The sequence below is a fragment of the Methanolacinia petrolearia DSM 11571 genome, from assembly GCF_000147875.1.
In the GTDB taxonomy this organism is placed as follows: Archaea; Halobacteriota; Methanomicrobia; order Methanomicrobiales; family Methanomicrobiaceae; genus Methanolacinia; species Methanolacinia petrolearia.
This window is the reverse complement of sequence record NC_014507.1, coordinates 72,459-85,989: the sequence shown is the minus strand read 5'-3', so window position 1 is coordinate 85,989 and position 13,531 is coordinate 72,459. Positions and strand designations below refer to the sequence as shown.

Below are 13,531 nucleotides of genomic sequence, written 5' to 3'. Positions count from 1 at the left end.
TACGCCGGGGGCCGCCGGTAAACTGCAATTCGCCCCCGGAAAGATCGTACAAAAAAGAAATTTCCAGAATCCGGTAAATAGGTGATGTAAATAGAATATAGACTCTATTTAAATTATATATTAAAAAAGGTCAGAGATCCAGTTCCAGTCCGAGGACTCCTTCTTTCCTCTCGAATACCTCTTTTGCAATCTTCCAGAGGCCGATCGATGCGCACCACTCGTCATAGACAAAGATCTTCTCCTGCAGGAGTGCCTCGACCTCAGCAGCAATTGCCGGGGCCATCGAGCCTGCGAGTGCGACTTTTGCATCCCTGTTTAAAAGTTTCATCGAGGCACATTCCATCGCCGTAAACATCGCAAGGGCGCTTTTTCTCACGTCAGCAGGAAGAGACTCCCCGACACCGGCATGGAGGAACGCCTCGTTTGCCGACCATTCGCCGTTGTCGATCTTTCTTATCGCATCGACGTCGAGCGCACCATGTTTCGTTCCCGGAGAGAAGATGCAGGCATCGAATGCACCGACGATCTTTCCGCCCGAAACAAGCATCGTCACGGTATTCGAACTCACGTCCGCGACAACGAAATCGCCGCCGTGATCGAGGAAGACCTGGTATGCGATGCCGATCTTTTCAGGGCTGGTCTGGTGCGAATACGCCTTGAACCTGGGGTCGGTGGGCGATCCCCGGTGTATTCCCGGAATTACAACCGCAGGAACGCCTGATCCGGCAACCTCGTCGTATACCCTCGTTCCGCCGCCGATATGCTCGCCTGCACCCTCCCTGGAGACAACGCCCCTGTTCTCTACCTTTCCGATGGAGGTTATGGCCGATATTCCGTCGCCCATCGAATAGCAGACGGATATTCCGTCAATCTCATCGACAGGGCAAAGCCTTTCCAGGTCGCTGAATTTGAATTCCCTCGCATCCTCACGGGATATTTTGAAATGGCCTGTTTCACAGGCAAACCGTATCGCCGTCGTCCCGTGATCTATTCCTATATACATAACCAAAGATGCCTCTTGTCATGAGATATTTGGCATTAATCGCTGATAACATTTCATTAACGGCACGGAAAATCTAAACTGAAAAACGGCACAAACCATGGCCGAATCAATTTATCGCTGAAGAGAACAGATATTATAGGACGTGAATATTCTATCCACTCCACCGGAATCCGTAAGATTTACAGGAATCCTGGTACTGGTACTCGTATTCGCACTGGCCCCTGTGTTTGGCTTTTTTGCGGGAGACGGCTCTCCGGCCGGTGAATTCCTCGGGGCATCTGCAACCCTTGCTCCGTTCGTGATACTCGCGATTGCCGCCTATCTTTCGATGAACAAACGCATGGATATGCTGAAATATCCGGCATATGCGATCCTTCTCGGAATAATACTGGCTACAGCCTTCATATCGTTCTTCTTCGGCCTGATCTCGATACTGCCGGCAGACATTGTCTTCTCCGAAGAATTCGATCCCGGAGCCTTTGACGCCATAGCAGATACGGGTATCCTCGGGAAGATCGCTCTCCTCTTCCTTGGCTGTGCAGGAGCGGCGATCTTCTCCCTTATCCCGCTTCTAAAAACGGTCCGCGTAAAGCTTGCCTCAAGACTCGACTTCGATCCCTTCTGCCGGGTGCATATCATCGCACTGGTGGCGATCTTTGCCGTAACAATAATCCCCCTTGTCCCGGTTTCGGTTGCGGGAGTCCCGCCATACCTGTCCCCGGCTTTTATGGAGATAATAAAAAATGATGCTGCATTCCTCGAAGGGACTGTTGCGGTCGATATTTATACGCTTTTCTGGACGATTCTTGCCTCATTTGCAATCGTCGGCCTTTTCACGAAGAGGAATTTTAAGGAGGCATTGCAGAGGCTCGGCCTTTCAGAACCCGGCGCAAAGGAGGTCCTAATTGCAATCGGTGCAGCACTTTCCCTGATCGTGGTTTTTTATGCGGTCGATGCCATAATCGCATTAATCTGGAATGCAGCCGGCTGGCCTCTCACTGATTCCGACGCCTTCGAAGCGTTTCTCGTCCCTTACATGACTCTCCCGGGTATAGTAATCGCTTCGGTCTGTGCGGGATTCGGCGAGGAGATCTCGGTAAGAGGCGTTCTTCAGCCGAGATTCGGAATAATACTACCGGCTATGCTCTTCGCCTCCCTTCATGCATTCCAGTACAACTGGGACGGAATCATATCGGTTTTCATCGCCGGACTGATCTTCGGCATAATCAGGCAGCGCTACAGCACGACCGTCAGTGCAATAACGCATACGACATACGATTTCGTGCTCTTCCTGGGGCTTCTCCTGGGATTTAATGTAATTTAAAAAAATGGTTATTTCATATAATACTGCAGGAACAGGTAGAGATAATATGAATTCATGCCCATATCCTTCTTTTCTGCATCCACTTCCGCTTCGTCGGCATCAATGAAACCCGAAAACTCATCAAGGAATATTTTTTCATATGAACGCACGACCTCAGAAGACTCGTCCTTATACAGGAGATAGATCGTATCGGGTTTTTCCAGGAACTCACCGGGATACAGCTTCTTCAGGGAATTCTGCCCGATATCCCGCCATTCTTCTTCATATGTCGTCTCATCTTCCGAGAGCCTCGTCTCCGGACTGAGAGTAATTCCAAGATATGCCTTTGCATAAGGCTTCAGCACGACGGTATCATACGTAAATTTATTTGTTCCGCCCGAGATTATTTCCTGGATGTTCTTATCCACGATCTCCATTTTGGCCTCGCTGTGAGGGCCGTTGATCAGGTATTTCTTTTCGATTAACGGTTTTAGTGACATAAGATCTTATGATTTATTCATACTATATAAAAATTTTTTACACCTTTATCACATACATGTGTCCAAAAAGTCTTAAGGTTGCGTTAATTCATCCAATATCCCGAATATTTCGCTATATTCCTTAAGGGAGGGAAGGATTTGTTCAAAAAAATTAATTTTCCGCTTTTTGCTCGCGATCTGAAAAAAATCTCTTGGCGAGCTCCATTATGATAATTACGACTGCGCCTGCCGCAACGAAGAGAAACGCAGATCCGATCGTCCCGCCTGCGGCAGTAATCTTGTCGAAGAGCAGTCTTGCCGACCCGAGCATAAGTCCGGTCAGAAAAGCTATCATTGCGGTATGGTGTGTCTTGAGCAGGTATTTCAGCAGACGCGAGAAGAGGAGCAGCCCGATTACGCCGCCGGCGACATATGTTGCTATCTCAACGAATGAGAGCGATTTTATCACGCTGAGCATGTATTCGTACTGGCCGAGGACGAGCATGATGTACGAACCGGAGATCCCGGGGAGGATCATCGCACAAAGCGCCGCCATCCCGGAGAGAAAGAGAACCGGAAGCGAATGGCCGAGCGATGCCGGGTTTAAGCCTGCAAGAATGAATCCTGCAGCGGCTCCTATGAGAAGGAATGCGGCGGCCCGTTTGTCCCTCGAGTCCTCCTCGATTATAAGGAACAATACTACAGCCGATGCGACGATGAGCCCGAAGAAGAACGAGAACGTCTGCACCGCATAATCATTGAGAAGCACGAGGATGATGTTCGACATCGCGAGAAAGGAGGTCCCGATACCGGCAACAAGCACGACCAGAAATATGGGATCGAACTTTCCAAACTCCTCCATTGCCGACTTGACATCGCCCTTAAGCAGGTACTTTGCAGGAGAAGGGCCGATGTTTCCGATGGCCCTTACCAGGCGTTCGTATATCCCGGTGATTAGCGCCATCGTTCCGCCGGATACACCGGGAATGATGTCGCAGATTCCCATTAAAAGCCCCTTGATATAGATTATTGCATATTCAAAAAAGGTCTCTTTCCGCGTCACATAATAAAGTGCCCGCCACGGAATATTAAACCAGCCGGTACTGTGAAAAAAGGGGGGGAATTATTTCGTCCCGAAGAGACGGTCGCCCGCATCGCCGAGGCCGGGTATGATATACCCCTTCTCGTTCAGGTGCGAATCGATTGCGGCCGGGAGGATGCTGACATCGGGATGGTCTTCATCCATCTTCGCCAGGCCCTCGGGCGCCGCAAGAATACAGAGCACCTTGATGTCCGTGCACCCGTGCTTCTTGAGATATGAACATACGGCAGACGTGGTTCCGCCTGTCGCAAGCATCGGGTCGAGGATGTAGACCTTCCTCTCTGTTATCCTCGATGCAAGCTTTGCGTAGTACATCTGCGGCAAAAGTGTCTCTTCATCACGGTAAAATCCGATATAACTTATCGTTGCCGTCGGAATTACCTGCAGAAAACCCTCCTGCATACCGATGCCTGCACGGAATATGGGGACGATCGTCGGATCGATGCCTTTCGCCCTGAACGCCTCGACATCTCTTCCCTCCCACGTCCGGACACTGGTCTTCTCGAGCTCCCAGTCTCTCGTCGCCTCGTAGGTGAGATACATCGTCAGCTCCCTTATCAGGTCCCTGAAATCCTTTGAATTTGTGCTGATATCCCTCAAAAGGCTCAGTTTATGGGCCACAAGGGGATGGTTGACCGTGCAGGAAGGCATATCAGAAATCAACTCCCTTATCGCCTACTACATGCTCCTCTTCCTTCTCGCCGGGGATTATCAGGTTCAGGACGACACCGATGACCGCAGCAAGACCGATGCCCGCGAGCTGGAAGTCGCCAATCGGGATGAACAGTCCGCCGAGACCTGCCACAAGGATGAGAGAGACGATTACTATGTTCTTGGCTGACGAAAGGTTGACCTTGTTCAGGATGAGCTGGTTGATACCGAGGCTCGCGATAAGGCCGAAAAGCAGTATCATGACGCCCCCCATCACGGGGTTGGGAATGGTCTGAAGGAATCCGCCGATCTTTCCGACAAATGCAAATATTATCGCAAATATCGCTGCGAATGTCATGATTACCGGGTTGAACGCCTTTGTAAGAGCCACCGCTCCGGTGACCTCGGAATATGTCGTGTTGGGCGGACCGCCGACGAATGACGCGAAGAACGTTGCTATACCGTCGCCGAGCATCGTCCTGTGAATACCGGGATCGGCGAGATAGTCCTTCCCTGTGACCGAACCGATCGTGAGTATGTCACCAAAATGCTCGATTGCGGGTGCGATTGCCACCGGAACGATAAAGAGGATCGCTGCAAGGTTCCACTCGGGGAGCACGAAATGAGGCACCGCAATTATCGAGGACTCGAAGAACGAGCTCATATCCACTACGCCCAGCACCAAAGAGACGATATATCCGACAACGATACCGACAAGAACCGGTATAAGCTTCAGGATGCCTTTTGCAAAGAGAAAAACAGCCAGTGTTGCCGCAAGGGAGATCCCGGCGATTATCAGTGCTGTTTCAACCGGTATAACCTGGACGTCGCCGGACTGCCCGAGAGCCATGCTGACCGCGGTAGGCGCAAGGGAGAGACCGATGATCGCAATCACGGGACCGACTACAATAGGAGGGAAGACCCTGTGGATGATCCCTACACCGAAATACCTGATTGCAATGCTTAAAACAACGTAGAAAAGACCGGCTGCGGCAAGACCGCAGAGGGTGGACGGAAGGCCCCACGCCGCAATCCCGTATGTAATCGCCGGAATAAATGCGAACGAGGACGCAAGAAAGATGGGGACCTTCCATTTTGTTACTACCTGAAAGATCAGGGTGCCGACACCTGCCGTAAACAGTGCGACACTTGGATCGAGACCGGTCAGAAGCGGGACGAGAACAAGGGATCCAAATGCGACGAAGATCATCTGGAGACCCATAAGGACGTTCTTCCCGGTCTCTTTTTTGTTAGCTGTCAAATCCATTAAAAACCTCCAATAAACTCAGAACAAAACTGAAAGAAGATGAAACGATCCCGGTGAAAAAAACGTAAGGAAGCGGACCGGAATGCATCTGATAATTTTTTTTCAGATAGGGCAATATAATTACTCATTCGTTCTTCAACCCAAAACTAAAACCATTCAACCTGCGTAATTAATTATCGGATGTTTTCAGTAGTCACAGGAGGGGCCGGTTTTATAGGGTCCCACATCGTCGACGCCCTCGTGAAAAAAGGCGACAGGGTGCTTGTAATCGATAACCTGAGCGCCGGGGCGACTACAAATATTATGCCCCTTATAGAGAGCGGAAAGGCCGAATTTCTACAGGCCGACCTGCTCGACGACGGGTGGCAGGAGAGGATCTCTGGCGCCGGAAGGGTCTTCCATCTCGCCGCGGACCCTGATGTCAGGGCAAGTGCGATCTCGCCTGCCCGGGTCTTCGACAACAACGTTCTCGCAACCGAGAGAGTTCTCGATGCAATGCGGGTGCACGGGGCAAAGGAGTTCGTCTTCACCTCGACCTCGACCGTGTACGGCGAAGCCGGAGTCATTCCCACGCCGGAAAATTACAGCCCGATGATACCAATCTCGATATACGGGGCATCAAAGCTTGCATGCGAGGCGATGATCGCCGGCTACGCCCATACATACGGAATGAAGTCATGGGTGTTCAGGTTCGCAAACATCATCGGCGAAAGAAGTGGACATGGTGTTATATGGGACTTCGTCCACAAGCTGATCGACAACCCGGAAGAGCTCGAGATCCTCGGCGACGGAAAGCAGATCAAATCATATCTATCTGTGGGTGCATGCATCGAAGCGGTCCTCTTCGCCATCGAAAATTCGGATGAGGCGTTCAACTTCTTCAATATCGGATCGGAAGACTGGATCGACGTAACAGCACTGGCGGAGATCGTGGTCGAAGAGATGGATCTTTCCGGCGTGAGGTTCACCTACACAGGCGGCGACCGGGGCTGGGTAGGCGACGTCCCGAAGATGCAGCTCGGGGTGGACAAGCTGAAGACCCTGGGATGGAAGCCTGAAACAGGCTCGGTCGAATCCGTACGACTCGCCGTAAAGGCACTGCTGAAGGAAATAAAATACATATGAAGGCAATTGTAATTCTCGGCGACGGAATGGCCGACGAGCCGCTGGAGGAACTCGGCGGAAAGACACCGATAGAATACGCGAATACACCGTACATGGACTGGGCGGCTTCAAACGGTGCCTGCGGGATGCTGAAAACGGTTCCCGACGGAATGGTTCCGGGAAGCGATGTCGCAAACCTCTCCGTCCTCGGGTACGACCCGCGTGAATGCTACACAGGACGGGGACCGCTCGAAGCGGTGAGCATGGGCATAGATTTCGGCGAGGACGCGATTGCCTACCGCTGCAACCTGGTGACTATCGAAGACGGGGTAATGGCTGATTTCTCCGCAGGGCACATAACTGGAGACGACGGCCCCAGGCTTATCGAATCCTTAAACAAAGCCCTCCCTGAGGGCATAAGAGTGTACCCCGGTGTCAGTTACAGGAATCTTCTCATCCTTCAGGGCGGAAAAGGGTCGGAATCGGCACCACCCCATGACATCGTCGGGCAGGAGATCGATCCGCATGTACCAAAAGGACCCGACAGGGAGATTTTGCTCGAAGCGATGAATATTGCCGCCGAAGTCTTCAAAGACCACCCTGTAAACCGCGAGCGGATAGCCCGCGGTGAAAAGCCGGCAACGGGAATATGGCCGTGGAGTGGCGGCAAAAAACCGTCGATGGAGCCATTTAAGGAGAAGTACGGGGTTTCGGGCGGAATGATCTCGGCTGTGGACCTCCTGAACGGCATAGCGACGCTTGCAGGAATGGAGATTATAACCGTACCCGGTGCGACCGGATTTCTCGATACAGACTATATGGCGAAGGCGAAATATGCACTCGAAGGTCTGAAGAGGCTCGACTTCATCTACATGCATGTCGAGGCGCCTGACGAGGCCGGGCATATGGGCAGCATCGAAGAGAAGGTTAAGGCGATCGAGCGTCTTGACGAAGCGGTAGGGATGATCCTCGAGAGTACGGATGCGGCCATCGGAATTCTGCCGGATCACCCTACTCCAATCAGGCTCAAGACGCATACATCCAATCCGGTTCCGTTCATCATCGTCGGCAGGGGACGGGACAGAACGACCTGCTATTCCGAAAAAGAAGCGGCTGAAAACGGCGGTTTCGGTCTTATCGAAGGGGATATGTTCATGAAGCTCCTTTTAGGGCAGGCGGAGAAAAAAGAGTAAATCGCTGAACTTACAAAGCGGCATCAGATCCCTGCTTCATCATTCCGGGCGGTCAGTGGGGGTAACTTTCATCATCTGCCGCAGAAATAGCCGCCCGGCAGAACCTGAATACTCTTTTGTTCCGGGACGCAATAATACAGATCATCGATAACCTGAAAACGAATAATTCAGTGCAGGAATATACATGAGCGAAAAAAGGAAGCTATCAATCGGAATTACGGTAAATCTTGAGAACTACGAGAACCTGAAGGTCGAGGTCGAAGGGGAGGCAAAAGACGGCTGCGATGCCGACGAGCTTATAGAATACCTCGACAGCGTTCTCTCCAGGTTCGGGAGAAACGACCCGGAGACGAAGAAGAGGATCGACAACTACAGGAGGAGGGTGCTGGAGAATCCCGGGGAGCCGGTAATTACCAATATAGTGGAAGAGGAGACGTATCCGGCACCTGAGATCCTTCAAACTCCGGCCGAACCCGCAATTCCTGTCTCGGAACCGGCTCAGGAAAAGCCCTTGCCGGAGGAAAAACCTGTTGAAAATACAGGGTTTACATGCTCTTCGTGCGGAAGGCCGATCTCGAAGGCCGAGGAGCAGCTCTCGCAGATCTTCATGGGACGCTCGCTCTGCAAGAAATGCCTCGAGGAGATGCAGAAATAGAGGCGGACTGCGAACGCATACTTTCTTTCACACCGCCTAAGGCATGAATTAATAGGTTTCAGGTGAAAATGTCTAATATGAAGAAGAATCTGCTCATGTGGGAGGAGACGCTGTTTCGTGACCCCGAGGTATTCGAGATCGACTTTGTCCCCGAGCAGTTCAATTTCCGCGACACCCAGATGAGGGAGCTCGCATTTCAGGTCAGGCCCGGCATGAAGGGTGCAAGACCGCTCAATACCATATGCAGGGGGCCCCCGGGCACGGGGAAGACGACGAGCATAAAGAAGCTTTTCCTGGATATCGAAGAAGCCACTCACAGGATAATCCCGGTACACGTCAACTGCCAGATTGAAAACACCAAGTTCGCAATATTTTCAAGGATCTACAGGAAGCTTTCGGGGCAGCAGCCGCCTGCTTCCGGGACTTCTTTCAAGTCTCTCTTCGACTCGGTCTGCAAACTGATACTCGACAAGGACGCTGTCCTCCTCGTCTGCCTCGACGATGCAAACTATCTTCTTTACGAAAACGAGATCAACAAGGTCCTGTACACCCTCCTCCGGGCTCACGAATCCTATGAAGGAGTCAGGATCGGGGTAATCGCCATAATATCCGACATGGGCGTCGATCTGATGAGGGAGGTCGACAGCAGGGTTTCGTCCGTATTCCGGCCGACCGATATCTACTTCCCGCCTTACGGGGAGGACGAGATCCACGAGATCCTAAACCAGAGGATACAGCAGGGCCTCTACCCGAACGTTGTAAACGAGGCCATGCTCGATCTCGTCGTCGAACAGACCGCTAATCTCGGCGACCTCAGGGTAGGAATCGACCTGCTCAAGAGAGCGACCCTTTACGCGGAGAACGACGCAAGAAGAAGCCTTGAGAGGGAGGATATCTGCCGCGCATATGAGATCTCGAAATACCTGCACCTCTCCCATACTGCAAAGACACTCAAAGACGAGGAGAGAGACGTGCTGAAAATCATTGCAGAGAACAGTATGGACAAAAAAGAGCTCTCTGCAGGGGCGATATTCGAACTGATCAAAGAGAGCCGGAAGATGGGCTATACGAGGTACTACGAAATCGTCAAAAAGCTTGACGCGATGAGGCTTTTGAACCTGAACTATCGCGAAGGCAGAGGCCGGACGAGATTAATCACGCTCAGGTACGATCCGGCCCGTGTACTCGAGATTCTCGACTGACTCGCCTCCAGAGTCATTTAAAAAATATTATAACTTTTGCTGGTTCAATGTTAGATTCAGGAGGATTATTCATGATAAGTGTCAATGAAATTGCTCTCGATCTTTTTGAGGACCTCGCGGAGTTTCCGGAGGATTACAATGTTGAGTTCCACCAGCTCGACAACGGTGCACGTTTAGTCGACTGTGGTGTAAGTGCAATAGGAGGATACCAGGCAGGAAAGCGTTTTACTGAGATCTGCATGGGCGGCCTCTCGGAGATTACGTTCAGGAACGGCAAAATAAACGAAATTCCCATGCCGTTCATCGATGTAAACACCGACTTCCCGGCAATCTCCTGCCTCGGCGCACAGAAGGCCGGATGGACTGTAAAGGTCGGCAACTTCTTCGCGATGGGAAGCGGCCCGGCACGTGCACTCTCGCTGATGCCCAAGCACACATACGAAGTCATCGAATACGAGGATGAGAGCGACTATGCGGTCATCTGTCTCGAGTCCGACAAGCTCCCCAACGGAGAGGTCATGGAGAACATAGCCGAGAAGTGCGGTGTCGATGTCGCGAACGTATGTGCGGTCGTCGCACCTACGGCATCGATCGTCGGTTCTATTCAGGTCTCGGGCCGCTGTGTAGAGACAGCAATCTACAAGCTCAACGAGCTCGGCTTCGATACGAAGAAGGTCGAGTCCGCGATGGGAACCGCCCCGATTCCCCCTGTGAAGAAGGATTCGACAAGGGCAATGGGATGCACGAACGATGCAACCATCTACCACGGCCAGATCTACCTCACGATGAGAGCACCGGAGATCAAGGACTATCTCGACAAGATCCCGTCCAACAAGTCCTCGTCATACGGAGAGCCGTTCTACGACACGTTCAAGAAGGCGAACTTTGACTTCTACCAGATAGACACGAACCTCTTCTCGCCGGCAGAGGTCGTCATAAACGAATTATCAGAAGGCGTCGTCTACCGCGTAGGCGCTATCAACCCCGAAGTAACACTCAAATCCTTCGGGCTTCTCTAAATTTTTTTCAGATTCCCCTTTTTTGTACCAATTTAAACCCGGGATCATGGCGTATTTTCGAATTAAACCCGCAAAAAGACCGGTTTCCCCGGTACAATCTGCCAGTAGAAATATAATAAATATGAAACTCCAAAAACACCAGTATGATCTTTCAGGACGATATCCCCTCATGCCTGGCAAAATGGGGAACCTGCATCCTGCTTCTTACTGCCCTGCTCCTTGTCTCCGGGTGCACCGATGAAGACCAGTATACGGACAATGAAAGCGTTTCCGTAGGTGAACTCCTCGCAAATCCGGAATACGACACACCTGTTTATGTTAACGGGGTGGTAAGCGATCTCGGTATACTCAACTGCCTGTGCTTCCACCTTACATCGGGAGGGGAGAAGATCGACGTCTGGTACGACATGATGGTCGAGGACAATAAGACCTCACGTCCGGCAGTCGATGTCTCAGGACTTTCAAACGGTGAAGAAGTCGTTCTTTTAGGTGAACTCAAATCCGAAGGGGAATACAGGCAAAAAAATGCTTTCTGGCTTATAAAGGTTGAATAACCTGCATTATATCAATAATTTTTCAAAAAAAGATCGCCATCACGATTGCGATGCAGATCACCTTCGCCGCCATGCTTGCCGAGTAGGCGATGACTGCGACCCTGATTCCGTCCTTCCCGAACATTCCGATATACAGCGGAACCGAGTACTTCAGGTATATCATCGTTATAAGGATCATGCTCCCGAGAATGAGGGTCACGAGTGCCTGGCCGAAGTCGAGCATTCCGGTGTCCACCATCGATCCGACGACTGTATACCCCGCAGAAAAGTGCATGAACTGGGCGAGGAGTGCGGCCGATGCCTCACCGGGAAGGCCGATAAGGTTCAAAATGGGATCGAATATAACCGAAAGCCAGTTGAGGACGCCCGCCACGCCCAGCAGCCAGAAGACGATCATCGTAATTATCGTGATCGGTATGATCTTCTTCAGCGGCTTTTTGGATTTTTCAACCGCCTTCTTCAGCGATTTCATATCAGGTCTCTTCAGCTTTTCAGCCGCCTCGACCTTCTCGTACTCCTTCTCCGGAACCGATCTTTTCCTCCTTAGCACAAGATTGGTGTATATCAGCGCCCCGATTACCTGAATAAAGGTGGAGAACAGGTTGAAGAAGGTGTAGATCCCTCCCAGGACAGGGCCGAGGATTACAACCGCCGTCGGGAACTGGGCCCTGAATATCGATTCCCCGAATACTGCCGGGAAAGTCCCGATGATGAGCGACGGAACGATCTCCTCCTTCCCGACCTTTCCGGCCCTGTGGTATTCTGCGAGCATCGACTTTCCCGCAGTCGGGTTTATCACCATTGAGAGGATAGATAAAACAGCCTCCTCCGACAGACCGGAGATCCGGCAGAGCGGGACCGAGATAATCTTAAATTTCGACATTACACCCGTTTCGGATATCAGGTTTACGAGAATAATACCGGCAGTGATTAAAAGAACCGCCCTTATCGTATAATTAAGGAAGGAAATAAACTGGATATCCGAAAACATGCTGTATTCTAAAATGGAGTGTTATAAAATCATAAAAGATTCTATTAAGTTCGAAACTCATTGAAACACCTGTGACAATATAATTTATGCCTCTAATACTGATTTTTGACGACAAGATATATATTTGATCGGGTTAAAGTATCATACATGGGTCCAAAAACCCAGACTAAACCCGAATACTCTTTTTCAGACAGCATCGTCCCGCGAAAAATTTCAAGCCACATGAATTTCGAAGGAGGAATTACATCATGACACAGGTACAGGCAGAATTGTCCGACCGGTGGATTGGAATCGACCTGAACACAACCGGGTACATTGCAGTTGTCGCAGACCCGAATACCGGCTTTACTGCAAAACTCGGGAGAGAGGCCCGCCTTATCCACGATGAATTCAACAGGGAACGAAAGAAACTGAAGAACAGGAAAAAGACCAGAAACCTGAAGCGGCTGGATAAAAGAGAGACCGGACAGCTCAGGGATCTCAACAAATACCTTAGCAGGGAGATCGTTAGGATCGCATCTGATCTCGACTGCGGCATCAAGTTCGAAAGGCTCTCCGGCGGCCGTTTCAGGAGGAAGAACAGAAGAGGGATCATCACGGATTTCTCCATTAACAACTGGTACTTCTATCACCTGTGCCAGATGGTCGAAAACCGTGCAGTCCGCAGGGGTATACCCGTCCTGTATGTCGACCCGTCGTTCACCTCTCAGATCTGCAGCAGATGCGGTGCACACGGCCGCAGGCACAGAAAAGTCTTCCAGTGCCCCGAGTGCGGGTACATCTGTCATGCAGATGTAAATGCAGCATTTAACATCGCAAGATCGCCTGTCAACAGGTGGGAGGACATGGAAAAGATCAGGCTGGAAGCCGAGAGAGCAAAGATAAAAAGAGAGATCAGGAGAATCAATGCCGTCAGTAAATCTCCGGCCTGCGAAATCGCGGACTGGTCTTCATTTCCGGCGGATTCGTTCTCGCTACTCTTCAGCAGACAAAGCTGCGAGATCTGAA

The 13,531-nt window shown here is 51.1% G+C and carries 14 protein-coding genes; 8 read left to right on the top strand and 6 right to left on the bottom strand.

Annotated elements, in window-relative coordinates:
• Positions 1-130: 130 nt before the first annotated feature.
• Positions 131-1,003 (bottom strand): methanogenesis marker 12 protein, encoded by an 873-nt coding sequence (locus MPET_RS00380; protein WP_013328035.1) that lies wholly within the window; start codon positions 1,001-1,003, stop codon positions 131-133.
• 142 nt (positions 1,004-1,145) lie between these two features.
• Between MPET_RS00380 and MPET_RS00375 the strand changes: the two genes are divergently transcribed.
• On the top strand, positions 1,146-2,327 hold the full coding sequence (locus MPET_RS00375) for a CPBP family intramembrane glutamic endopeptidase (protein ID WP_013328034.1): 1,182 nt from the start codon (positions 1,146-1,148) through the stop codon (positions 2,325-2,327).
• 8 nt (positions 2,328-2,335) lie between these two features.
• On the opposite strand, the gene MPET_RS00370 is transcribed toward MPET_RS00375, so the two are convergent.
• The 4 genes from MPET_RS00370 to MPET_RS00355 all read right to left on the bottom strand — a co-directional run bounded on the left by MPET_RS00370 (position 2,336) and on the right by MPET_RS00355 (position 5,805).
• Complete coding sequence (locus MPET_RS00370; protein WP_013328033.1) at positions 2,336-2,806, bottom strand: hypothetical protein; 471 nt, start codon at positions 2,804-2,806, stop codon at positions 2,336-2,338.
• A gap of 151 nt (positions 2,807-2,957) precedes the next feature.
• Positions 2,958-3,791: a DUF368 domain-containing protein gene (locus MPET_RS00365; RefSeq protein ID WP_052297273.1), complete on the bottom strand. Its 834-nt coding sequence runs from the start codon at positions 3,789-3,791 to the stop codon at positions 2,958-2,960.
• 117 nt (positions 3,792-3,908) lie between these two features.
• Positions 3,909-4,538 carry a uracil phosphoribosyltransferase gene (gene upp, locus MPET_RS00360; RefSeq protein ID WP_013328031.1) on the bottom strand — a complete coding sequence of 210 codons (630 nt, stop codon included), beginning with the start codon at positions 4,536-4,538 and terminating at the stop codon, positions 3,909-3,911.
• A gap of 1 nt (position 4,539) precedes the next feature.
• Positions 4,540-5,805 carry a uracil-xanthine permease family protein gene (locus MPET_RS00355; RefSeq protein WP_013328030.1) on the bottom strand — a complete coding sequence of 422 codons (1,266 nt, stop codon included), beginning with the start codon at positions 5,803-5,805 and terminating at the stop codon, positions 4,540-4,542.
• 180 nt (positions 5,806-5,985) lie between these two features.
• Here MPET_RS00355 and MPET_RS00350 point away from each other — a divergent pair, with 180 nt between their 5' ends.
• The 6 genes from MPET_RS00350 to MPET_RS00325 all read left to right on the top strand — a co-directional run bounded on the left by MPET_RS00350 (position 5,986) and on the right by MPET_RS00325 (position 11,532).
• Entirely contained in the window at positions 5,986-6,930 is a 945-nt protein-coding gene (locus MPET_RS00350; RefSeq protein WP_013328029.1) for an NAD-dependent epimerase/dehydratase family protein, read from the top strand.
• Complete coding sequence (locus MPET_RS00345; RefSeq protein ID WP_013328028.1) at positions 6,927-8,102, top strand: cofactor-independent phosphoglycerate mutase; 1,176 nt, start codon at positions 6,927-6,929, stop codon at positions 8,100-8,102. Before MPET_RS00350 ends, MPET_RS00345 begins: the two co-directional genes overlap by 4 nt.
• 184 nt (positions 8,103-8,286) lie before the next feature.
• Positions 8,287-8,757, top strand: a complete 471-nt coding sequence (locus MPET_RS00340; protein ID WP_013328027.1) for a hypothetical protein — start codon at positions 8,287-8,289, stop codon at positions 8,755-8,757.
• A gap of 77 nt (positions 8,758-8,834) precedes the next feature.
• Positions 8,835-9,959: an ORC1-type DNA replication protein gene (locus MPET_RS00335; RefSeq protein ID WP_048130426.1), complete on the top strand. Its 1,125-nt coding sequence runs from the start codon at positions 8,835-8,837 to the stop codon at positions 9,957-9,959.
• Positions 9,960-10,030: 71 nt separating this feature from the next.
• Positions 10,031-10,978, top strand: coding sequence for a methenyltetrahydromethanopterin cyclohydrolase (gene mch, locus MPET_RS00330; RefSeq protein WP_013328025.1), 948 nt, complete (start codon positions 10,031-10,033; stop codon positions 10,976-10,978).
• A 143-nt stretch (positions 10,979-11,121) separates the two neighbouring features.
• On the top strand, positions 11,122-11,532 hold the full coding sequence (locus MPET_RS00325; protein ID WP_013328024.1) for a hypothetical protein: 411 nt from the start codon (positions 11,122-11,124) through the stop codon (positions 11,530-11,532).
• 22 nt (positions 11,533-11,554) lie between these two features.
• Here MPET_RS00325 and MPET_RS00320 read toward each other — a convergent pair whose 3' ends face one another.
• Positions 11,555-12,523, bottom strand: coding sequence for a nucleoside recognition domain-containing protein (locus MPET_RS00320; protein WP_013328023.1), 969 nt, complete (start codon positions 12,521-12,523; stop codon positions 11,555-11,557).
• Positions 12,524-12,771: 248 nt separating this feature from the next.
• Here MPET_RS00320 and MPET_RS00315 point away from each other — a divergent pair, with 248 nt between their 5' ends.
• A complete protein-coding gene (locus MPET_RS00315; RefSeq protein ID WP_013328022.1) occupies positions 12,772-13,530 on the top strand; it encodes an RNA-guided endonuclease InsQ/TnpB family protein in 759 nt (252 codons plus the stop codon).
• Position 13,531 lies beyond the last annotated feature (1 nt).

Bases quoted from the DNA above. Each gene is read 5' to 3' on its own strand.
- MPET_RS00380 (WP_013328035.1), bottom strand. From the start codon at position 1,003: ATGTATATAGGAATAGATCACGGGACGACGGCGATACGGTTTGCCTGT.
- MPET_RS00370 (WP_013328033.1), bottom strand. From the start codon at position 2,806: ATGTCACTAAAACCGTTAATCGAAAAGAAATACCTGATCAACGGCCCT.
- MPET_RS00365 (WP_052297273.1), bottom strand. From the start codon at position 3,791: ATGGGAATCTGCGACATCATTCCCGGTGTATCCGGCGGAACGATGGCG.
- upp (WP_013328031.1), bottom strand. From the start codon at position 4,538: ATGCCTTCCTGCACGGTCAACCATCCCCTTGTGGCCCATAAACTGAGC.
- MPET_RS00355 (WP_013328030.1), bottom strand. From the start codon at position 5,805: ATGGATTTGACAGCTAACAAAAAAGAGACCGGGAAGAACGTCCTTATG.
- MPET_RS00350 (WP_013328029.1), top strand. From the start codon at position 5,986: ATGTTTTCAGTAGTCACAGGAGGGGCCGGTTTTATAGGGTCCCACATC.
- MPET_RS00345 (WP_013328028.1), top strand. From the start codon at position 6,927: ATGAAGGCAATTGTAATTCTCGGCGACGGAATGGCCGACGAGCCGCTG.
- MPET_RS00340 (WP_013328027.1), top strand. From the start codon at position 8,287: ATGAGCGAAAAAAGGAAGCTATCAATCGGAATTACGGTAAATCTTGAG.
- MPET_RS00335 (WP_048130426.1), top strand. From the start codon at position 8,835: ATGAAGAAGAATCTGCTCATGTGGGAGGAGACGCTGTTTCGTGACCCC.
- mch (WP_013328025.1), top strand. From the start codon at position 10,031: ATGATAAGTGTCAATGAAATTGCTCTCGATCTTTTTGAGGACCTCGCG.
- MPET_RS00325 (WP_013328024.1), top strand. From the start codon at position 11,122: ATGATCTTTCAGGACGATATCCCCTCATGCCTGGCAAAATGGGGAACC.
- MPET_RS00320 (WP_013328023.1), bottom strand. From the start codon at position 12,523: ATGTTTTCGGATATCCAGTTTATTTCCTTCCTTAATTATACGATAAGG.
- MPET_RS00315 (WP_013328022.1), top strand. From the start codon at position 12,772: ATGACACAGGTACAGGCAGAATTGTCCGACCGGTGGATTGGAATCGAC.